The 19,047-nt window shown below is 54.1% G+C and carries 24 protein-coding genes; 19 read left to right on the forward strand and 5 right to left on the reverse strand.

All coding sequences use genetic code 11. The features are described from left to right. Positions 1 to 25 precede the first annotated feature (25 nt). From OGX84_RS16715 to flgA, 3 genes are all read right to left on the reverse strand, one after another. The gene (locus OGX84_RS16715; protein ID WP_012133706.1) at positions 26 to 463 is read right to left on the reverse strand and encodes a flagella synthesis protein FlgN; all 438 of its coding nucleotides are present in this window, start codon (positions 461 to 463) and stop codon (positions 26 to 28) included. Between the two features lie 2 nt (positions 464 to 465). After that, positions 466 to 738, reverse strand: a complete 273-nt coding sequence (flgM, locus tag OGX84_RS16720; RefSeq protein ID WP_012133704.1) for a flagellar biosynthesis anti-sigma factor FlgM — start codon at positions 736 to 738, stop codon at positions 466 to 468. 131 nt (positions 739 to 869) lie between these two features. Continuing rightward, positions 870 to 1,661 carry a flagellar basal body P-ring formation chaperone FlgA gene (gene flgA, locus OGX84_RS16725; protein WP_115626404.1) on the reverse strand — a complete coding sequence of 264 codons (792 nt, stop codon included), beginning with the start codon at positions 1,659 to 1,661 and terminating at the stop codon, positions 870 to 872. A gap of 78 nt (positions 1,662 to 1,739) precedes the next feature. On the opposite strand from flgA, the gene flgB reads away from it, so the two are divergent. From flgB to OGX84_RS16785, 12 genes are read left to right on the forward strand one after another with little or no spacing between them, the layout of a single operon-like run. Beyond that, positions 1,740 to 2,090 carry a flagellar basal body rod protein FlgB gene (flgB, locus tag OGX84_RS16730; RefSeq protein WP_012133701.1) on the forward strand — a complete coding sequence of 117 codons (351 nt, stop codon included), beginning with the start codon at positions 1,740 to 1,742 and terminating at the stop codon, positions 2,088 to 2,090. A 23-nt stretch (positions 2,091 to 2,113) separates the two neighbouring features. Further along, positions 2,114 to 2,539, forward strand: a complete 426-nt coding sequence (gene flgC, locus OGX84_RS16735) for a flagellar basal body rod protein FlgC (RefSeq protein ID WP_012133700.1) — start codon at positions 2,114 to 2,116, stop codon at positions 2,537 to 2,539. 2 nt (positions 2,540 to 2,541) lie between these two features. Beyond that, positions 2,542 to 3,225 carry a flagellar hook assembly protein FlgD gene (gene flgD / locus OGX84_RS16740; RefSeq protein WP_012133699.1) on the forward strand — a complete coding sequence of 228 codons (684 nt, stop codon included), beginning with the start codon at positions 2,542 to 2,544 and terminating at the stop codon, positions 3,223 to 3,225. Between the two features lie 34 nt (positions 3,226 to 3,259). Next, entirely contained in the window at positions 3,260 to 4,450 is a 1,191-nt protein-coding gene (gene flgE, locus OGX84_RS16745; RefSeq protein ID WP_012133698.1) for a flagellar hook protein FlgE, read from the forward strand. Next, positions 4,450 to 5,181 (forward strand): flagellar basal body rod protein FlgF, encoded by a 732-nt coding sequence (locus OGX84_RS16750; RefSeq protein WP_286458219.1) that lies wholly within the window; start codon positions 4,450 to 4,452, stop codon positions 5,179 to 5,181. The genes flgE and OGX84_RS16750 overlap by 1 nt, the downstream gene beginning before the upstream one ends. Positions 5,182 to 5,202: 21 nt before the next feature. Next, the gene (gene flgG, locus OGX84_RS16755; protein ID WP_012133696.1) at positions 5,203 to 5,988 is read left to right on the forward strand and encodes a flagellar basal-body rod protein FlgG; all 786 of its coding nucleotides are present in this window, start codon (positions 5,203 to 5,205) and stop codon (positions 5,986 to 5,988) included. Positions 5,989 to 6,014: 26 nt separating this feature from the next. After that, on the forward strand, positions 6,015 to 6,680 hold the full coding sequence (gene flgH, locus OGX84_RS16760) for a flagellar basal body L-ring protein FlgH (protein ID WP_012133695.1): 666 nt from the start codon (positions 6,015 to 6,017) through the stop codon (positions 6,678 to 6,680). Continuing rightward, positions 6,680 to 7,783: a flagellar basal body P-ring protein FlgI gene (locus OGX84_RS16765; RefSeq protein WP_370906151.1), complete on the forward strand. Its 1,104-nt coding sequence runs from the start codon at positions 6,680 to 6,682 to the stop codon at positions 7,781 to 7,783. Before flgH ends, OGX84_RS16765 begins: the two co-directional genes overlap by 1 nt. Before the next feature lie 9 nt (positions 7,784 to 7,792). After that, positions 7,793 to 8,182 (forward strand): rod-binding protein, encoded by a 390-nt coding sequence (locus tag OGX84_RS16770; RefSeq protein ID WP_012133693.1) that lies wholly within the window; start codon positions 7,793 to 7,795, stop codon positions 8,180 to 8,182. Positions 8,183 to 8,185: 3 nt separating this feature from the next. Next, positions 8,186 to 9,571, forward strand: a complete 1,386-nt coding sequence (gene flgK, locus OGX84_RS16775; RefSeq protein ID WP_012133692.1) for a flagellar hook-associated protein FlgK — start codon at positions 8,186 to 8,188, stop codon at positions 9,569 to 9,571. 22 nt (positions 9,572 to 9,593) lie between these two features. Then, a complete protein-coding gene (gene flgL, locus OGX84_RS16780) occupies positions 9,594 to 10,511 on the forward strand; it encodes a flagellar hook-associated protein FlgL (RefSeq protein ID WP_075203780.1) in 918 nt (305 codons plus the stop codon). A 5-nt stretch (positions 10,512 to 10,516) separates the two neighbouring features. Beyond that, positions 10,517 to 11,521, forward strand: a complete 1,005-nt coding sequence (locus OGX84_RS16785; RefSeq protein ID WP_112002451.1) for a hypothetical protein — start codon at positions 10,517 to 10,519, stop codon at positions 11,519 to 11,521. A 40-nt stretch (positions 11,522 to 11,561) separates the two neighbouring features. Here the strand turns inward: OGX84_RS16785 and OGX84_RS16790 are convergent, their stop codons facing one another. Together OGX84_RS16790 and OGX84_RS16795 are read right to left on the reverse strand one after the other, a co-directional pair. Beyond that, complete coding sequence (locus OGX84_RS16790; RefSeq protein ID WP_110494617.1) at positions 11,562 to 12,032, reverse strand: hypothetical protein; 471 nt, start codon at positions 12,030 to 12,032, stop codon at positions 11,562 to 11,564. Next, positions 12,004 to 12,957, reverse strand: coding sequence for a winged helix-turn-helix domain-containing protein (locus OGX84_RS16795; RefSeq protein ID WP_047458621.1), 954 nt, complete (start codon positions 12,955 to 12,957; stop codon positions 12,004 to 12,006). Before OGX84_RS16795 ends, OGX84_RS16790 begins: the two co-directional genes overlap by 29 nt. A gap of 743 nt (positions 12,958 to 13,700) precedes the next feature. On the opposite strand from OGX84_RS16795, the gene OGX84_RS16800 reads away from it, so the two are divergent. From OGX84_RS16800 to OGX84_RS16830, 7 genes are all read left to right on the forward strand, one after another. Next, positions 13,701 to 14,579: a flagellin N-terminal helical domain-containing protein gene (locus OGX84_RS16800; protein WP_024130628.1), complete on the forward strand. Its 879-nt coding sequence runs from the start codon at positions 13,701 to 13,703 to the stop codon at positions 14,577 to 14,579. 43 nt (positions 14,580 to 14,622) lie between these two features. Beyond that, on the forward strand, positions 14,623 to 14,757 hold the full coding sequence (locus OGX84_RS16805) for a hypothetical protein (protein WP_258525368.1): 135 nt from the start codon (positions 14,623 to 14,625) through the stop codon (positions 14,755 to 14,757). Between the two features lie 69 nt (positions 14,758 to 14,826). Continuing rightward, entirely contained in the window at positions 14,827 to 15,720 is an 894-nt protein-coding gene (locus tag OGX84_RS16810; RefSeq protein WP_058668671.1) for a flagellin N-terminal helical domain-containing protein, read from the forward strand. A 204-nt stretch (positions 15,721 to 15,924) separates the two neighbouring features. Continuing rightward, a complete protein-coding gene (fliD, locus tag OGX84_RS16815) occupies positions 15,925 to 17,253 on the forward strand; it encodes a flagellar filament capping protein FliD (RefSeq protein ID WP_047458617.1) in 1,329 nt (442 codons plus the stop codon). Positions 17,254 to 17,275: 22 nt separating this feature from the next. Next, positions 17,276 to 17,668, forward strand: coding sequence for a flagellar export chaperone FliS (gene fliS, locus OGX84_RS16820; RefSeq protein WP_012133681.1), 393 nt, complete (start codon positions 17,276 to 17,278; stop codon positions 17,666 to 17,668). Then, complete coding sequence (locus OGX84_RS16825) at positions 17,665 to 17,970, forward strand: hypothetical protein (protein WP_012133679.1); 306 nt, start codon at positions 17,665 to 17,667, stop codon at positions 17,968 to 17,970. The genes fliS and OGX84_RS16825 overlap by 4 nt, the downstream gene beginning before the upstream one ends. After that, complete coding sequence (locus OGX84_RS16830; RefSeq protein ID WP_012133678.1) at positions 17,970 to 19,043, forward strand: flagellar hook-length control protein FliK; 1,074 nt, start codon at positions 17,970 to 17,972, stop codon at positions 19,041 to 19,043. The genes OGX84_RS16825 and OGX84_RS16830 overlap by 1 nt, the downstream gene beginning before the upstream one ends. Positions 19,044 to 19,047: the final 4 nt, after the last annotated feature.

The following is a 19,047-nucleotide window of genomic DNA, read 5'->3' on the forward strand; positions in this document are numbered from 1 at the left end:
CTACAAATCAATAAATTACAGCGCATTACCCCTGCTGATACAGCCAGTTTTCGGGTTCGCTGATATTCAACAGATTGGTCAGAATCTCCTGCTGCATATTCATCAGCATGGCGTTGTATTCATTGGTGGCCTGACATTGCGCGACCTGTTGCTGGAGACTTTGCCAGAGAGCGGAAACGGAAGGCTGGTGGGCGGCAGGCAGGCGGGCAATGAGCGTTTGCATGCCCTGCGCGTTGGCGTTAATGCCTAACCGCTCAAGCAGGCGATAACGTTGCTGACTGTGCTGCGACAAGTGCTGGTAGCATGCCATGATTTGCGCGTTCAGCACGTCAAGCTCTGCGGCGCGGCGCGCAATAATGTGGTCGCGTTGCTGTATGAGTAAATCATTCAGGACATGGTAATGCTTACGGTCTTCGGCCATGTCCTGTATCAGTGTTTTAACGCTCTGAGCGGCGTTAGTCATAATTACCTCTGGAAATACTTCTGCATCGCATCCGTCAGCGAATCGAGGTTAACCGCGATTTTACCGCTGCTGATAGCGTCTTTCATTTCAGCTACGCGCGCCATATCCACTTCCGGCAGCGCAGAGAGTTGTGTTTGCGCATCGCCCAGTACCGGATCGATCGCGGCGCTGCGCTCAATTTTCGTGCCTTCCTGAGCGACAGTGCGGGTCTGTTCTGCGGCGCTGCTCTTGTTGATTGCGGTTGCCAGATTGTATTGATTCGCTACTACTTTCATCGCTTCGCCTCTTTTTCATCTTTTCGTTATGGTTGCGGATGAATCCTGCCCTGCGGAAGGAGGACTTCCGATGCCCTCACCGTTAAAGAGCGGCCTGCTGCCGGTAAAACTTAAACCGCGAATGAATATTTTTAGTTTCCGCTGGCGTAGACCATTTTGACGACGCCAGCGTCCGCGACAATTGCGCTTACCACCCGCTCGCTGCTCTCATTTTTCACCTTAATCATTTCGCCTTTACGTCCCTTTTTCATGGCTTCCCCCATCGTACGGGCCTCTACGCCTCCCTGTTCGGCGATCATCAGAACGCGCTGACCGCGTTCAACCAGCACCGGAGATTCCAGTTGCGTCAGGGTGATCGGCTGTAGTTCACGAATGCGGCGCTTCACGGTCAGCCCAATGGCCTCATCCGGGTCGGTGAGGTAGTTGCCGCGCGTGCTGCTGATGTTGAGCTTTTTGATGGATACGTCGCTGGCGGATAACACCTGGCCGCGCTCCAGCGAATTTTTGGCGATCACCACCGGAAGATAGACATCCGGTTTGACGGTGACGGCGACATCCCAGCCTTGCGGCCCTTCACAGCGCACATCAAAACGCAGGCGGTTGAGATCGATGCGTTCGCCGCCGGGCAGCGACACGGTTAGCGCGTCAGGGCAGGGAGCGTACCGGGAGACGTCGGAAGGGATAAACAGGTTCATCTTCGCCTGGTACTCGGGCCACTTGCGGCGCCCGGCCTCCTGGCGAAGGGCTTGCGCTGCGTGATGTTGAACGGCGGCAGTGACCTGCTTACGCGCGCTCTGCACTTTTTCCGGGGCGGCGAAGGATGGCAGCGCCGTAAAAAGCATCAGCAGGAAGGATAACGTTCCAGGGCGGAAGCAACGCTTCACTCGTGTAGGGATAAAACCAATAAAGTCATTAAAAATCATGATGTTAAAACCTTGGCATGAATATTGCTATACAGGGAAGCAGATCATTGCAGGTTTAGCATCACGAGGGTGTGAGTTGTGAGTATTACTTTTGACAAAGCATTGGGCGTTCATCCACAGGCTGTAGCGCTTCGACTTTCCCGAGCAGAGTTGCTGTCAGCCAATCTGGCAAACGTCGATACCCCCAATTTCCAGGCTAAAGATATTGATTTTGCCGCTGAGATGCAACGTTCATCGTGGAGTTTTTCGAATCCGTCAGCGCCGCAAGAGATGTACCGCGTGCCTTATCAGCCCTCTTCCGATGGCAACACCGTTGCGCTGAACGTCGAGCAGGCTGAGTTTGCGAAGAATACCCAGGATTATCAGATGAGCCTGGCATTTTTAAACATGAAATTCACGGGCCTGAAAAAGGCCATTGAAGGTAAGTAATCCTACGCAGGTGATAACGGAATATGGCTTTTACCGATATTTATCGCGTTTCGGGGTCGGCGATGACGGCGCAAACCGTTCGTCTGAATACCATCGCCAGTAACCTCGCTAATGCGGAAACCGCCTCCGCCACCGAAGACGGCGTCTATAAAGCCCGTCGTCCGGTGTTTGCTGCGGTTTATAAGAATGATGAGTTAATGAATAGCAGGGCGTTAACCGGCGCGCGCGTCCAGGTGATGGATGTTGTCGAAACCGGCAATGCCGTACAGCGTTATGAGCCGCATAACCCGATGGCGAATACGGATGGCTATGTCTACTACCCGGATGTCAACGTGGTAGAGGAGATGGCGGACATGATGTCGGCGTCGCGCGGTTTCGAAACCAATGTTGATGTTCTGAACAGTGTTAAAAGCATGCAGCAAAGTCTGCTGAGACTCGGAGAGGTATAAGGATGAATGTAGACGGCACGTCCACCAGAAGCCAGACAGGAACGTCGGATAGCAGCATTGCCAGTAACAACAATAACAGCAGCGCAGCCGGCATGAACACGCTGTTCATGCAGCTTCTGGTCGCGCAGATCCAGAATCAGGACCCGCTGAACCCTACCGATGGCACCGAGTATGTCAGCCAGCTGGCGCAGCTGACGCAGGTTCAGTCAATGGAAACCATGTCGCAACTGATGGCGAACAGTTCCGTATTGATGGACAACCTGCAAACGCTCACCACCGGCAACCTGGTCGGGCAGCATGTGATGGTGCAGACCGACGCTATCAACTCTGACGGCGAAACGACGATTAACGGACGTCTGACGCTGGATCACGCTTCCGGTGTGACGACGGTCATCGTCAAAGACGCGGCCGGCACCGAGCACAAAATTGAGCTGGGGAAACAGGACGCCGGGCAGGTGGACTTCACCATTGACCCACAGGAGCTGGGCCTGAGCGAAGGGAAATACACCCTTAGCGTTGTGACCGATACGGGCGAAGAAGGCATTCCTGTTGAAGTGGGCGGCATCGTCAACAATGTGCGCATCCCGCTTGATGGCAGCGCCATCCAACTGAATATCACCGGAATCGGTGAAATTGCTTACAACAATATTACCCAGTTTGGCAGCGACTCGCAGAAACGTGCGTAAGTCGGGTTAAGCGTTGAGTTAACAGGAATTTATTATGAGTTTTAATATCGCGACCTCCGGTCTGAATGCGATTACCGAGCAGTTGAACGCCATTTCCAACAACATTGCGAACTCCGGCACCGTAGGATTCAAATCCGGCCGTGCGGAATTTTCCTCACTGTATGCGGAAAGCCAGCCGCTGGGCGTAGGGGTTTCTGGTGTGACCCAGAGTATTACCCGAGGCGGAAACATTTCTACCACCGGAAATGCGCTCGATCTGGCGATCAGCGATAGCGGATTTTTCATGGTGCGCGACAGCACGGGGACCACGGCATATACGCGTGCGGGCTACTTCGGCACCGACAGTAGCGGCAACCTGATCAACAACCTGGGGATGTATCTTCAGGGCTACCCGGTTAATGCTAACGGCGAGATAGAAGTGGGGACGATCGGCAATCTGACGATCAGCAGCGGCTCTATTCCGGCGAAAGCGACCGACAGCCTCGACTTCACCGCCAACCTGGATGCGCGCGCCGCCGAACCGGAGACGGCGCCTTTCAACCCAAAAGACAGCACTTCCTATAACAATACCTACACCACGCAGGTTTTTGATTCCCTGGGACGCGAGCACACGCTGAACCAGTATTTTGTGAAAACCGGCGAGAACACCTGGCAGGTTCACTATTACATGGACGACGTGGAAATCCCGGACAGCAGCCAGGCGATAGAATTTACCGAGCAGGGCGTCCTGAAAAGCCCGGTTGGCCTGACGAACCTGACCACATCGATCTCTGGCGCGGCGGATCTCTCTATCGATCTGAGCTACAACGGCACCAGCCAGTACGGTTCTGACTTCTCCGTCAGCAAAAACAACAGTAGCGGCTACGCGTCTGGCGAACGTACCGGTCAGGCGATTGATGAAGACGGCAGCGTTTACGCGACCTTCTCCAACGGCGAACGGATGTTGCAGGGGCAACTGGTGCTGGCGAACTTTGCGAACCCGAATGGTCTGGCGTCAAAAGACGGCACGACGTGGGTACAAACCGCCAGTTCCGGCGCGCCGCTGACTGGAACGCCGGGCACCGGTTTGCTGGGTTCTGTGAAATCCGGCGCGCTGGAATCCTCAAACGTGGATTTGACCTCTGAGCTGGTTGGTCTGATGACCGCGCAGCGTAATTACCAGGCAAACACGAAGGTTATCAGCACCAACGACAACATGATGAACGCTCTCTTCCAGGCGGTGTAATGGATCGTTTGATTTTTACCGCCATGAGCGGCGCATCGCGCAGTTTGTCGCAGCAGCAGATCCATGCAAACAACCTGGCGAATGTGAATACCCAGGGGTTTCGTAGCGATCTTGATAATGCGATTTCTCAGCAGGTTAACGGCGAGGGATATGCCTCGCGTTATATGGCGCTGCCTACTCAGGGCGGCGTGGATATGACGCTTGGCGCGGTACGTGAAACGGGGCGCAATCTGGATATCGCCATTAAAGGCGATGGGCTGATTGCGCTGGCCAGCGGCAACCGTGAGGTTTACACCCGCAACGGGCAGATCGACGTCAGCCCGGAGGGCGATCTGTCGATCAACGGTCTGCCGGTTGAAGGTGACAACGGCCCGATCGTTTTACCGCCGTTCTCGTCCGTCAGCATCGGTGAAGACGGTGTGATCACTATCGTGCCTGACGACGGCGATATTGCCGCGCCGGTTGATGTTGACCGCATCAAGCTGGTGAACATTCCGGTAAGCGACCTGAGCAAAAATGTGGATGGCTTTCTGGTGAGCAACACGGCGATTAACCCACGCGATGAAGAGGTGATGGTGGCGTCCGGGCATCTGGAAACCGCTAACGTCTCGGCCATTAATGAGATGGTCGCCAGCATCGCGCTGAATCGTCAGTTTGAAGCGCAAATCAAGATGATGAAAGCCGCTGAAGATCTCGCTAATTCAGGCAACCGTCTGATTCGTGGCACCTGATAACAATAAGAAGGAATAAAGATGAATCCCGCTTTATGGATCAGTAAAACCGGCCTGGCGGCGCAGGACGCCAAAATGACCGCGATTTCCAACAACCTGGCGAACGTCAACACCACCGGGTTTAAACGCGATCGCGCGATGTTCGCCGATCTGTTTTATCAGAATCAGCGCACGCCAGGCGGGCAGCTCGATCAGAACAATATCGCGCCGACCGGCATTCAGTACGGCACCGGGGTGAAGATCGTCGGGACGCAGAAAGAGTTTACCGTCGGCAGCATCCAGAACACCGGGCAAACCTTCGACGTGGCAATCACCGGGCAAGGGTTCTTCCAGGTGGAAACTGCGGATGGCGATATCGCGTATACCCGCGCCGGTAATTTCCAGAAAACGCCAGATGGCGTGCTGACGAATGCGCAGGGGCTGCCGCTGGTGCCGCAGATTGAATTGCCGGAGAACGTCAAAGATTTGCAGATTGGTAAAGACGGCACCATTACCGCGACGGTGGCAGGCGAAACCGATCCGGTGGAGCTGGGGCAGTTGACGCTGGTGAACTTCGTCAATCCGGCCGGTCTGGAGGCGATAGGCGGCAACTTATACCGTGAAACGGCGGCCAGCGGCGAAGCGGTTGAAGGCGTACCCGGTGAGGACGCGCTCGGACAGCTGGAGCAGGGCTCTCTGGAAGGTTCTAACGTACAGGTCGTTGAAGAGATGGTCGACATGATCACCGTTCAGCGTGCCTACGAAATGAACGCCAAGATGGTCTCTGCCGCCGATGACATGTTGAAGTTTGTCACCCAGTCGATGTAACGACAGGGCTTTAAAGTGAAAGAGAAATGAAAAAGCAGTTAGTTATCAGTCTACTGGCGCTGTTTTTGTCGGGCTGCGAAAGCCCGGCGTTGCTGGTGAAAAAAGACGATGCGGCGTATGCGCCGCCGGAAGATATCGTGGTGCCTGAAACGCAGGTGCGCGGCGGTGGGTTATATAACGGCAACTACAACTGGTCGTTGACCCAGGATCGCCGGGCTTATCGCGTAGGCGACATCCTGACCGTTAAGCTGGATGAGTCTACTCAGGCCAGCAAGCAGGCGCGCACTAACTTTGGTAAGAAAAACGATGTTTCCCTGGGGATACCGGAAGCATTCGGCCATTCAATCGATAAGCTTTCCGGCTCGATTGACGGCAACCGAAACTTTAACGGTAATGCCACCTCGCAGCAGCAAAACAGTCTGCGCGGCGCGATCACCGTTGCGGTTTATAAAGTGTTGCCAAACGGCGTGCTGGCGATTCGCGGGGAGAAATGGCTTACCCTCAACCAGGGGGATGAGTATATGCGGGTGACGGGCCTGGTGCGCGCGGAAGATATCGAACGCGACAACTCCGTCTCTTCACAGCGAATCGCCAATGCCCGTATCTCCTATGCCGGACGCGGCGCGCTCAGCGACGCGAATGCGGCAGGCTGGCTGACCCGCTTCTTCAACCACCCGCTGTTCCCAATTTAATGGAGGCCATGATGCGTAAACTGGCACTCTTTTTCCTGCTGATTTGCAGCATGAACGCGGCGGCGCAGCGTCTTGGCGATGTGGTCGATATTCAGGGCGTGCGCGGCAACCAGCTGGTGGGCTACAGCCTGGTTGTGGGGCTTGACGGTACAGGGGATAAAAACCAGGTCAAGTTCACCAGCCAGTCCGTTACCAACATGCTGCGCCAGTTTGGCGTGCAGTTGCCTGCGAAGATTGATCCGAAGGTGAAGAACGTCGCGGCCGTGGCGATTAGCGCCACGCTGCCGCCGGGCTATGCGCGTGGGCAAAGTATTGATGTAACCGTCTCCTCGATTGGCGATGCGAAAAGCCTGCGTGGCGGTACGCTGCTGCTGACTCAACTGCGCGGTGCCGATGGCGAAGTGTATGCGCTGGCACAGGGGAATGTGGTGGTAGGCGGCGTGAAAGCCGAGGGCAACAGCGGCTCCAGCGTGACCATCAACACCGCGACCGTTGGCCGTGTGCCAAACGGCGGCTCGGTGGAGCGCGAAGTGCCGAGCGATTTCCAGCAGGAGCCGGTGGTGATGCTGAACCTGAAACGTCCCAGCTTTAAGACTGCCAACAGCGTCGCAGTCGCGCTGAACAACGCCTTTGGTTCCGGCACGGCGACCGCGCAAAGCGCGACTAACGTGGCGGTACGTGCGCCGATGGGCGCGGGCGATCGGGTGGCCTTTATGTCCTCTCTGGAAGATGTGCAGATTAACGCCGGTAAACAGCCGCCACGCGTGGTGTTCAACGCCCGAACGGGAACGGTGGTCATTGGCGATGGCGTAGTGGTGCGCGCTGCGGCGGTATCACACGGCAACCTGACCGTCACCATCCGCGAGTCGTCGAACGTCAGCCAGCCTGGCGCATTCAGCCAGGGAAGAACGGTCGTCACGCCGGAAAGTGATGTCAACGTTAATCGTGGCCGGGGTCAGATGGTGACTATTGCGGCGGGAACCAGCCTGCGCAGCATCGTGAATACCATTAACAGCCTTGGTGCGGTGCCGGACGACACGATGGCTATCTTACAGGCGCTGCATGAAGCCGGCGCGCTGGATGCTGAACTGGTCGTGATTTAAGGAAATACCATGCTGAATGCCATTAACCGACAAACCGCGATTCTGCCCGGCGATCTCTCCGGGCAGGTAAAGCCGCAGAATCTTGAACAGGCCGCCGAACAGTTTGAGGCGCTGATGCTGCGTTCCATGCTGTCGCAAATGCGCAAGGCGTCCGATGTGCTGGGGGAAGACAACCCTTTCAACAGCAAACAGCAGCGGATGATGCGTGATTTTTACGATGACCGACTGGCGTCTGACCTGGCGTCTCAGCGCAGCACCGGGATTACCCAGATGATCATCAACCAGCTTTCGCCGCAGGTGAATACGCCGCTTAAGAAAACGGATGAAATGACCGCTTTAGAAGAGCAACCGAAAGAACTTAAAACGCCTGTGGTTCCGGTAATGCGCGGGCAGGAGTAAGCCATGAGTATGATTAATATTGCCTTCAGCGGTTTGCAGGCAGCCCAGGTGGGCATGAATGTCACCTCGATGAACATCGCTAACCTGCTGACGCCGGGGTACAGCCGCCAGGGCATTATCCAAAGCTCCATCGGCCCAATGGGGGAAGCGGGTTTTACCGCCGGGAACGGGGTACAGGTCGACAGTATTCGCCGCATCTCCAGTCAGTATCTGGTTAATCAGGTGTGGCAGACCAACTCGAAAGCCAGCTATTTCGAAACCGGAAATCAATATATTGGCGCGCTGGAACAGGTGATCGGCACCGACTCTACCAGTCTTGGTAACGGGCTGGATGATTTTGTCAGCGCCCTGAGCGCATTGACCCAGACGCCGGAATCCCCGGCGCTGCGTCAGCAGCTTATTAACCAGGCGGGCGCGCTGGCGACCCGTTTCAATAACGTTAACAACTTCATCTCCAGCCAGAAAGAGTCGATCAACACCCAGCGCAACGCGATGGTTGACCAGATCAACACCCTGAGTACCAGTATTGCGGACTACAACAAAAAAATTACCGACATGGAGTCAACCGGCGGTAACAGCAGCGTACTGCGCGATCAGCGTGATGAACTGGTAAAACAGTTAAGTACGCTGGCGGACGTGAAGGTGACGGACGATGGTTCCAGCGGGTACACCGTCTCAATGGCGAATGGTCAGCCGCTGGTGAGCGGTAAGGTCGCCGGGCAGCTCAGCGCGGGGCAGGACGCCAACGGCAACTCCACGCTGACGCTGAAATTTTCCACCAGCGAGTTCACGCTGAACCCGTCGGCGGGCGGTCAACTTGGCGCGCTGTATGATTATGAAACCGGCACCCTCCAACAGATGAAAGATTCGGTGCAAGGGATGGCGGAATCGGTGGCAAAACTGTTTAACGATCAGCTGGCGAAGGGCTATGACCTGAATGGCAATTCAGGCAAGCCGCTGTTTACTTTCGATCCGAGCAATCCTGCGGGCATGTTGCAGGTGACGGACCTGAAGCCTGAAGAACTGGCGCTGTCCGGCATCCAGGCCGACGACGGCACGGGCGTACCGGGCAACGGTGATAACCTGAAGGCGCTGATCGAACTGAAAAACCAGAAAACGGATATTCCGGGTCTGGGAAATATGAGTCTGAGCGAAGGGGCGGCGGCGATCATTTCCACTATCGGTATTGCCAGTAAGCAGAGCAAAACAGAAATGGAAGCGGCGTCGACGGTGCGCGACCAGGCGCAGAATCAGCGCGATAACCTGAGCGCGGTAAACCAGGATGAAGAGGCGATTAATCTACAGATCTACATGCAGGCTTACCAGTCGAACATGAAGGTGATCTCCACCGGAAATCAGATCTTCAGCGACCTGCTGGGGATGTTTTAAGCGCCATCAGAGAATTTAAATTATGCGTATTAGTAGTCTTTACAACTCAAATGCCATGCTGGCGCAATTAGGCGTTAACGGCACGCGTATCAGTAAGTTGATGGAGCAGATGTCGACGCAAAAGCGCATTAATGTGCCGTCTGACGATCCTGTTTCCGCAAGTCGTCTGGTGCAACTGAACCGTGAGCAGTCTGCGATTAAACAGTATCAGAGCAATATTTCCAGCCTGAGCGGCGCGCTGTCGATTCAGGAGTCGAACATCACCGCGCTCAGTAACCAGATGCTGGCGGTCGGCGATAAGCTGAAGCTGGCGAATAACAGTACGCTCAGCCAGAAAGATATGGCGGGTTACGGCATGGAGCTTTCTTCAATGCTGGATTCGCTGGTCGCCACCCTGAACGCTAAAAATGAAAACGGCAGCTATCTGTTTTCCGGCACGCAGACCGACAGCCAGACGGTAACGTGGGATGAGGCGAAAGGGCAGTATGTGTATGGCGGCAATGACAGCAGCCGCGAAACGATTGTTGCGAACGGCGTCTCTATTACGGAAAACACCCATGTTGCTCAGGCATTCTCCGGTTCAGGAAACGACCTTGAGATGCTGAATAAATTGAAAGCGCTCAGCGACAAAATGCAGGACCCGAACGCGAATTACGCTGACTATAAAGACGAACTGGAGGAGATGATCGGTGTCGCGCAAAATACCAGCGATAACATCTCCAGCCTCTTCACCGATCTTGGCGGCCGTCAGAACCGCCTGACGCTGCTCAGCGATGCGCACAGCGATGTCAGCCTTGCGAACGATCAGGTTGTACGGGACCTGTCCGAAACGGACTGGGCGACCACCAGTATCAACCTGCAACTGTATACGCAGTCGGTGCAGATCACTAATAAGGCTTACAGTATGGTGAGTCAGCTTAACTTGTTTAGTCTGTTGTAATTGTTATGCAGGTAGGTTTAAAAACAACGTCCCTTACGACTTCCGCGCCCGCAACCGGGCGCGGAAGCATTGATGCTCCGCAAACGGTCGGCCGCGTCAACGCGCCAGAAATCACCGCGACCCGCAATGCGTTCCCCGAATCGGCGCTGTTGTCCCGCCGTCCGATGCGCTACAACGTACAGCTAAATCAACAACTCACGGCAGTGCAGCAGGCTGACAGCTATCTGGCGCAGACGGAAACACAATTGTTGCAGGTGCGTCAGTCGTCGCTTCGCGGCGATGCGACGCAGCCGGCGAATACGCTGCAAAAACATTTGATGCGTCGGACGCAGCTTTCCGGCGGCACTGTCGATCGCCATCTGACCGCGTCGCTGGAGCAAAAAAGCACGGTTAACTTTACGCTTCCCGGCAGTGAGAGGCTTCTCAGCCAGCCGGGGGGAGAAACGCTGGTATTTTCACTGGGCGGGCGACAGCGTGAGATGACCGCCATTTCTTTGCCGGAAGAGGCGACGCCGCGTCAGACGTTGACCCAGTTGAATGTGGGGCTGGGCCGTCTGGGGATTCATGCGCGTCAGACGGCAAACGGGCAACTGATGTTCAGCGTGGATGAAAGCCGTTGGGAGCGGGTCAGCCAACAGCTCACCGTGCGCGGAGAGGGCAGGCATTTCCCCGCCGATGCGTTTACGTTGCTCACGCCACAGGCGGAAACGGCAAGCAGCGATGAGGTTGTTTCGCTGGCGACGCGTCGGGAAAGGGAAAGCCAGGTAAAGCTGCAAAATACGCTGGAGCACATTACCACCCAGCGCAGCAGGCTTCGTCAACAGCAGGAGCGCGTGGCGTCGCGCATCAATGATATGGCGACGGTATACAGCCCGGCGCAGGCCCGGGAAACCGCGCGCGGCCTGGGAGAGGCGCTGGCGAGCAGCGCCAGCAGCTACAGCACCCTCTCCAGGGCGCTGGGCGCGCAGGCCAACGTCAGGCTGGCGACGGTAAAAAATTTGCTGGGGTGATTATCGTAACCGGAAGCGGGCCTCCGCCTCCGGTTTTGACTTACTGCTGGATAGGGTAGAGAAAAATCGACCCGCTTTGCCCTACCACCAACGGTTGCCCGTTAAATGCCAGCGGCTCCATCCAGAAATTGGTGTTCATCAGCATATCGACCAGACCATCTATCATCAGCCCCTTGTGCGTGGTGGTGTAGTAGATGGGCGTCAGGTAAAAATAGAGTTTGCCGTTTTTCCCTGACGTCGGCGTAAATTTTTCCTTTAGTACGAAACGATTGTCATCAGGGCTGGTAATGGTCGCCAGAATGGTGCCTTTCGTTGTTTTCATCCGTGAATTATAAATTTCTTTCGTCTGCGACATCAGGTCATAGAAACCAAGCTGGAAAGTCCCTTCCACATCCGTATTGGGTCGCTCTGCGCCGCCTGTGAGGGCACTGGTGCCGAATGCGATGGCGAGAAGCACGGAAATACTCAACAAAATCACAAAATTAACTTTCTTTGCATGTTGCCATTTCATTCAGTTTTCTCCGGGTTTCACGCATAATCAGGTTGTTCAGCCGTGTCGGATCGATACGCCAGTGATAAATCGTCATCGCTAACTGCTTTTTGTCGCACTGGCTGGTAAGGGCGAACGTGTAGTTCAGCGATGAATTGGTGATGCTAAAGTAGACGCTCATCCTGACTGACTGCATTTTGATCTGCTGATTAATGGTATAAAAAGTGTCTTTCAGCTTGGTGTACAAGTTATTGGCGTCATAAGACGGCTCGCTGCTCGTCCCAATGGAATACAGGTTGATGTTGCTGTAAACGTTAGGCTGTATCTCCTGGGCGACCAGATGTTCATGACCTTTCAGTTTCATGTACCAGCCGGTAAAGAGTATGCTGCCGATCGCCGTCAGCGCGAGCAGTAAAAACACGGTGGTCCAGTGGATGGATTTTTTCACTGGCCTGGTCGTTGCAGGCGGCGTGACGCGGACGATATCGTTCACTTGTTCCGCGACAGGAAGTGACGTCTCGTCGACAACCTCATATTCCCCGGCTAAATCGGAGGGGGCGTTTTCTTCCAGCGGAAGATGATTTTCTTCGGGGTCGCGAACCTCGCTCTCTTCTTTTTCGATAAAGCAGCAATAATCAGGCTCAAGCAAATACCCTTTTTTAGGGATGGTTTTGATGATTTTTTGCTTTTTGCCGTCGTCTTCCAGTGCCGTACGCAGCGCGTGGATGGCATTGGGCAGACTGTTATTACCGATGACGCGGCGTTCCCAGACCAGCGTGGTGAGTTCTTCACGCGTAAAGATCTTTCCCGCATCTTGCATGAGCGTTTCAAGGAGCTTGAGTTGATATTCTCCCAGACGTTTACGTTCCCCTGTTGTTAAATGGAGAATAGATCCAGAGGGGATATCAACCAGCCAGTTATTAACGGAGTAATAGCGTTTATTCATTTATTCATCGATGGATATACCACCCCAGTAAATGCAACGGCTAAATATCGCAAGAAAATATAGCCTGAACACGGATGTTGACTATCTGTTAATTCCATTTGAAATTCTTAATGAATGCCGCTTGCCTGCGGGAGGTGAGGAAACGAAAAGCGCTTTTGCCGATGGCTGAGTTTGTTTTTCAGCCTGAACAGCACTCAGAAACAAGACACCAGCGGCCTGCTGTTGTTCTGATTATCGCGGAATCATCTTTTCCTGGCGCTCTTTTTACGCGATAAAAATGTGATGTGCAACCTCATTTGCAGTGAAAGATTCGCCTTATTATTAATTCTTCTGATTAAAAGTTAATCGAAATAGTTAAAAGATCCTTATGTAAAATCAGGCCCTGCGAATGTGAAAAATTTGTGTTCATCAATCTCCTTTCATGGGGTGTGGGTATATTTTTTGGCAGATTAAAACAATAAACAAGAAAAAATAAAGGAGCGGAGTTAATTTTTTTATCGTTTGTGTCGCCTGATTGAATAATTATGGGGTTGGTTTTATTGCCGGGCTAAAGGTGGTTTATTGAGGATGGTATAATAAGAATAATTAATTGGATATTTTTCGTCTTGAAAAAAGAGGGTGACAAATCTTTAAATAAATTTTCATTAAATGAATTTAATTTTTCGTTGTGGTGGGTCGTTTTTATCAGTCAGCAACGACAAGAACCTGATAAAACAGACAGGTAATCCAAGGAGAAATATATTATGTCGCTTTCGATTTTCACCAGTGCTTCTTCTATGGCATCCACCAATGCCCTGAATAAATCCAACAATCTGCTGTCTACCGCAATGGAGCGTCTGGGCACCGGCAAACGCATCAACTCCGCAGCGGACGATGCGGCGGGCTTGCAGATTGCCACTCGCCTTCAGGGTCAGACCAACGGCATGGCCGTTGCGCAGCGTAACATCTCTGATGCCACCGCACTGCTGCAAACCGCAGAAGGCGCGTTCGACGAAGTGAGCAACATCATGTACCGCATGAAAGATCTCGCCACCCAGGCAGCGAACGACACCAACACCACCAAAGACCGTGATGCCATCAACGCTGAAATGAACGACCTGAATGCCGAACTGAAAAACATCATGGGCAACACGTCTTATGCAGGCGATAAATTATTCGGTACTGGCGGTAAATTTGCCGATTCCCTGAACTTCCAGATTGGTTCTTCCTCTGGAGAAACCATGACCGTGAGCCTGGGTGATGAACTGGGCGGTACAGCGAGTGGCCTGTTTAGCGCTTCTGGTTTCTCGGGTATCGGTGACTGGAACAATACCGCTTCCGGTATCAACATCGGGAGCGCCTCCGACGCTACGGCGATGATGAACTCTCTGGAAACGGCGCTGAATGACGTCGGCGCCGTGCGCTCCAAAATGGGTGCGAGCATTAACCGTCTGGGCCACACCGCGGCCAACCTGGCAAACATGAAAGACAACACCGATCTGGCGCTGAGCAATATTCAGGATGCGGACTTCGCCAGCGAAGCCTCCTCCATGACGCGTAACCAGATGCTGGCGCAGACCAGCATGTCCATGCTGAAACAGTCCAACAGCATGTCCAGCATGGTGATGTCTCTGCTGGGTTAACAGTAAGCCGCCGCTTGCCTGGAAAGGCAGGCGATGTGTTCTTATGACGCTGCATCCTGCACGGGGTGCGGCTTTTTTTGTGTCTGCTGTTGCCGTGCTGCTCCTTTTTGCCGTCTTTCTTCGCCATTTTTTCCCCGGGTTGCCTGAAAAATGGTCATTCGAACGTCGTCGGATTTAATTTTCGAAATGGATGTGTCGTTTTGAGTCAGTACAACGAATGAATGACCTGAATGAATAAGGAATATCTATGTCGCTTTCTATTTTCACCAGCGCTTCTTCCATGGCATCCACCAATGCCCTGAATAAATCCAACAATCTGCTGTCCACCGCAATGGAACGTCTGGGTACTGGCAAGCGTATTAACTCCGCAGCGGACGATGCGGCGGGTCTACAGATTGCCACCCGTTTGCAGGGCCAGACCAACGGCATGGCCGTTGCACAGCGCAACATCTCTGATGCCACTGCGCTGCTACAGACCTCCGAAGGTGCGTTCGACGAAGTGAGCAACATCATGTACCGCATGAAAGACCTTGCCACCCAGGCAGCGAACGACACCAACACCACCAAAGACCGCGATGCCATCAACGCCGAGCTGAACGACCTGAACTCTGAGTTGCAGAACATCATGAACAACACCTCCTATGCAGGTGACAAACTGTTCGGCGCTTCCGGTAAGTTTGGCGAAGCGATGAACTTCCAGATTGGCTCTTCCACCGATGAAACCATGCAGGTTGATCTGTCTAAAGAGCTGAAAGGTTCTGGCACCGACTCGCTGATTGATGCCAGCGGCGGTTTTGGCACGATTAGCGATACAGGCAGCAGCTACTACTCGGCCAGCGGCATCAACATTACTGACGCTGCCGGCGCGAAAGATCTGATGAACAACCTGGAAACTACGCTGAATGACGTCGGCGCCGTGCGTTCCAAAATGGGTGCGAGCATTAACCGCCTGGGCCACACCGCGGCTAACCTGGCGAACATGAAAGACAACACCGATCTGGCGCTGAGCAACATTCAGGATGCGGACTTCGCCAGCGAAGCCTCCTCTATGACCCGTAACCAGATGCTGGCGCAAACCAGCATGTCCATGCTGAAACAGTCCAACAGCATGTCCAGCATGGTGATGTCTCTGCTGGGTTAATCCTTCGCGGATATCTGCCCCTAAAACACCGCTGTATGGCGGTGTTTTTGTATCCGGCAATGCGCTTCCTTCTGCCGGAAATTGCGGAAGGGGACATTCCTCCTCTTACGTAACTCATTGATAAATACTTATTAAAAAATTGGCACGATAGTTGCTTTATCTACTGTATGTTGAAAGCGGCGCGCGTGCCTGGAGAAACCCACTATGTCTGATTTTGATCCAACGACACTGGCCACACAGTTGGCAGGCTATGACATTCTTGCGCTGCAAACCTCGCTGAAATCACAGACTTCCACGCTGGAAGCGCAGAAAAAAGCGCTTTCCTCGCTGCGTACCGCCCTGTCGGATTTCCGTTCGGCAATCACCGGGCTGAATTCCTCCAGCACCAGCGTGCTGAAAAATACCGCGACCATGAACCAGGAAGGGATCGCGACCATCACCGCCAGCGCGTCTGCCCGTAAAGGGACATACAGCCTGAACGTCACCCAACTGGCTTCTGCGCAGCAGAAAGGGTTTGACGGGCTTGATGATGAGGCGATTAAAAACGCCAGCGGTACGCTGAAGATCAATCTCAACGGCGAGAGCCTTGAAATTGAGATGGATGATTTAGACAGCCTCGCTGATTTTGCCGACGCCATCAATAATGCGGATTTCCCGAGCGCGTCTGACACCGCGACCTCTGACGACGGTCAGAACGGCGTTACCGCTTCGCTGATGCGTATTGATGGCAAGGTGACGCTGATGATGAGCAGCGATCAGAGCGGCGAGAAATACGATATTCAGCTGGATACCAGCGGCATGACCAACGGTCAGGATATCTTTAATGGCGAGAATGTGATTACCGCCGGTAAAGATGCCAAATTCACCGTTGGCGATTCCAGCACCGTTTACTCCAGCAGCTCCAATACCCTGGATAACCTGGTAGACGGCGTTTCGATCAAACTGACCGGCACCACCGAAGCCAACAAGCCGCTGGTTATTTCAGTCGACACGGATGCCACGGGGACAAAGGAGCAAATCCAGGCCTTTATCGATGCCTATAACACGTTGCAGGACACCATCTCCGGGCTGACGGCGACCGGCAGCAGCTCTGATTCGCGCGGCGCGTTTGCCGGTGATGCCAGTATCTCCTCGTTAACCAACGATCTGAGCAACATGCTGCGCGGCACCTTCGGCGATCAAAACATGACGAAGTTCGGCATTACTGCCGACAAAGACGGCAAGCTGTCGATCGACGCCGACACGCTCAATGAGCAACTGAAATCAAATCCGCAATCGGTCGCTGATTTCTTCAACGGGAATAACGGGCTGATTAAAGCGATGGATAAATCGCTGGATAAATACCTGAACACCAGCACCGGTTTATTAAAAGGTCGCCAGGAAACGCTCGACAGACAGCAGCGCGACATCGACACCAAAACCGAAAAAATGAACACGCGTTATGAGTCCTCCTATAACCGCTACCTGAAGCAGTTCACGCAGTTACAGTCGATCATGACGCAGATGAATAACACCATGAGTATGTTTAGCTAATTCTTAGGGAATTTAACTTTCAATGTACGGTAACGAGCAGGAAGGCTTCGGCCTCTATCACCAATCTGACCTGGCGATTCAGGCCGCAGCAGCGAATCCGCATCAGTTAGTGCTGATGTTGTTCAATGGCCTGATGGACGAACTGGTACGCGCGAAAAGCCATATTGCGGCGCGTCGCTACGAACGTAAGGCGCAAAGCATTAATAAATGCATCGACATCCTGAACGCGCTGACCAGCGCGCTGGATTTTGAAAAAGGCGGCGAGCTGGCATTAAGTCTGGCGAATCTTTATGACTACTGCGTTTACCGTCTCTATGACGCCAGCCACAAGCTGTCTGTCGAAAATATTGAAGAGGTGGAAGTTATCCTCGGCAATATTCAGGACGGCTGGGAAAAAATGGGTCAGGGAACATGAGCTATGCGTTGACGATGCGAACGCTGATGCAGGCGTTACGCCAGGCCGCAGCCGACCATAACTGGTCTGCCGTACGGAATGTTGACCTGAAGATTGCTGAATTGCTTACCGCTGTCCGGGGTAAACCCCTGGACGCGGCAGACAGCAAAGCCCTGGACGAACTGCGGGAGATTCACCGTCAGGTGCGCGATTACTGTCAGGGGCAGAGCGACATTATTGCGAACAAAATGGCGCTCGCCATGCGCAATCGTGAAGGTGCGACGGCGTATGCCGCGTTTATGGACGCAGAGGATATGGGGTAATGGATATTCTCAATCTTTCTCAAAATGCGGGGCACGCTTCCGGTTTGCCGATGCAGGCGGAGACGATCGCCGGGCAGAGCGGCGCTCAGTCATCTGCCGGGCAGACGCAGCCAGGATTCAACGATGCGTTGATGAATGTTGTCAGCACGCTGATGGGCGGGCAGGGCAAAAATGCCCTGGGGATTACCGTCAGCGCGCAGCCGGTGAGCGTGCAGGACGAGGACGATACGGGCGATCGGCATCAGAAGGATGCCTCTCCGTTGAAAGACGATGCGCAACAGCAGCTGTTGCAGGCGCTGTTGATGACCGGGCAGATGCCGGTTAAACCCGTCAGCTACGCGGGTCGTTCGCAAAACGAGATGAATGCGCTGACGTTGCAGACGCAGCCGTTACTGGCGGGACAGTTGCAGGAGAAGGGGGCGTTATCGCCAACGCTGCGCCCGACGCTGGCGGCAGGGGTTAACGTAACGCCTGCGACCGAGTCGCCGCAGACGCCAACCGCAGGGTTGCAGCACATTACGCCGCAGCTTATGACCGCAGTCGCTGTGGCGACGCCGACAGTGAATGCGCAGCCGGTCTCCGTTGTCTCCACGACGCCAACGGCGGCGGTAACGCCTGATGCAATGTCTGCGCATACCTCGACATTAAAACTTGATACGGAAACCTCCCGCTGGACGCAGCAGTTGCAAAGCGCGTTGGGCGATCGTCTGCAACTTCAGGTGAAGAACCAGATCCAGCACGCCACTATCCGTCTCGATCCGCCTGAAATGGGCAAGATCGACATCTCGTTGCAGCTTGATAACGGGCGCGTACAGGTACAAATCAACGCCAGCCATGCTGAGGTCTATCGTGCGCTTCAGCAAACGAGCAACGATCTGCGCCAGAGCCTGACCGAACAGAACTTTGTTCAGGTAAACGTGCAGGTCTCCTCTCAGTCAGGGCAGCAGCAGGGCAAAGAACAGCAGTTCGCACAACAACACGCCATCATTCAGGCGGGAGATGAGATCGCGGCAGGTCTGCCGGAATCAGAAAGCACCCGCCGTGAAGATGATTCGGTATTACTGACCGTTTAACAAA

It is taken from the genome of Citrobacter sp. CK202, from assembly GCF_030333225.1.
In the GTDB taxonomy this organism is placed as follows: Bacteria; Pseudomonadota; Gammaproteobacteria; order Enterobacterales; family Enterobacteriaceae; genus Citrobacter_B; species Citrobacter_B koseri.

Coding starts and splice junctions, on each gene's coding strand:
- OGX84_RS16715 (WP_012133706.1), bottom strand. CDS start 463: ATGACTAACGCCGCTCAGAGCGTTAAAACACTGATACAGGACATGGCC.
- flgM (WP_012133704.1), bottom strand. CDS start 738: ATGAAAGTAGTAGCGAATCAATACAATCTGGCAACCGCAATCAACAAG.
- flgA (WP_115626404.1), bottom strand. CDS start 1,661: ATGATTTTTAATGACTTTATTGGTTTTATCCCTACACGAGTGAAGCGT.
- flgC (WP_012133700.1), top strand. CDS start 2,114: ATGGCTTTTACCGATATTTATCGCGTTTCGGGGTCGGCGATGACGGCG.
- flgD (WP_012133699.1), top strand. CDS start 2,542: ATGAATGTAGACGGCACGTCCACCAGAAGCCAGACAGGAACGTCGGAT.
- flgE (WP_012133698.1), top strand. CDS start 3,260: ATGAGTTTTAATATCGCGACCTCCGGTCTGAATGCGATTACCGAGCAG.
- OGX84_RS16750 (WP_286458219.1), top strand. CDS start 4,450: ATGGATCGTTTGATTTTTACCGCCATGAGCGGCGCATCGCGCAGTTTG.
- flgG (WP_012133696.1), top strand. CDS start 5,203: ATGAATCCCGCTTTATGGATCAGTAAAACCGGCCTGGCGGCGCAGGAC.
- flgH (WP_012133695.1), top strand. CDS start 6,015: ATGAAAAAGCAGTTAGTTATCAGTCTACTGGCGCTGTTTTTGTCGGGC.
- OGX84_RS16765 (WP_370906151.1), top strand. CDS start 6,680: ATGGAGGCCATGATGCGTAAACTGGCACTCTTTTTCCTGCTGATTTGC.
- OGX84_RS16770 (WP_012133693.1), top strand. CDS start 7,793: ATGCTGAATGCCATTAACCGACAAACCGCGATTCTGCCCGGCGATCTC.
- flgK (WP_012133692.1), top strand. CDS start 8,186: ATGAGTATGATTAATATTGCCTTCAGCGGTTTGCAGGCAGCCCAGGTG.
- flgL (WP_075203780.1), top strand. CDS start 9,594: ATGCGTATTAGTAGTCTTTACAACTCAAATGCCATGCTGGCGCAATTA.
- OGX84_RS16785 (WP_112002451.1), top strand. CDS start 10,517: ATGCAGGTAGGTTTAAAAACAACGTCCCTTACGACTTCCGCGCCCGCA.
- OGX84_RS16790 (WP_110494617.1), bottom strand. CDS start 12,032: ATGAAATGGCAACATGCAAAGAAAGTTAATTTTGTGATTTTGTTGAGT.
- OGX84_RS16795 (WP_047458621.1), bottom strand. CDS start 12,957: ATGAATAAACGCTATTACTCCGTTAATAACTGGCTGGTTGATATCCCC.
- OGX84_RS16800 (WP_024130628.1), top strand. CDS start 13,701: ATGTCGCTTTCGATTTTCACCAGTGCTTCTTCTATGGCATCCACCAAT.
- OGX84_RS16805 (WP_258525368.1), top strand. CDS start 14,623: ATGACGCTGCATCCTGCACGGGGTGCGGCTTTTTTTGTGTCTGCTGTT.
- OGX84_RS16810 (WP_058668671.1), top strand. CDS start 14,827: ATGTCGCTTTCTATTTTCACCAGCGCTTCTTCCATGGCATCCACCAAT.
- fliD (WP_047458617.1), top strand. CDS start 15,925: ATGTCTGATTTTGATCCAACGACACTGGCCACACAGTTGGCAGGCTAT.
- fliS (WP_012133681.1), top strand. CDS start 17,276: ATGTACGGTAACGAGCAGGAAGGCTTCGGCCTCTATCACCAATCTGAC.
- OGX84_RS16825 (WP_012133679.1), top strand. CDS start 17,665: ATGAGCTATGCGTTGACGATGCGAACGCTGATGCAGGCGTTACGCCAG.
- OGX84_RS16830 (WP_012133678.1), top strand. CDS start 17,970: ATGGATATTCTCAATCTTTCTCAAAATGCGGGGCACGCTTCCGGTTTG.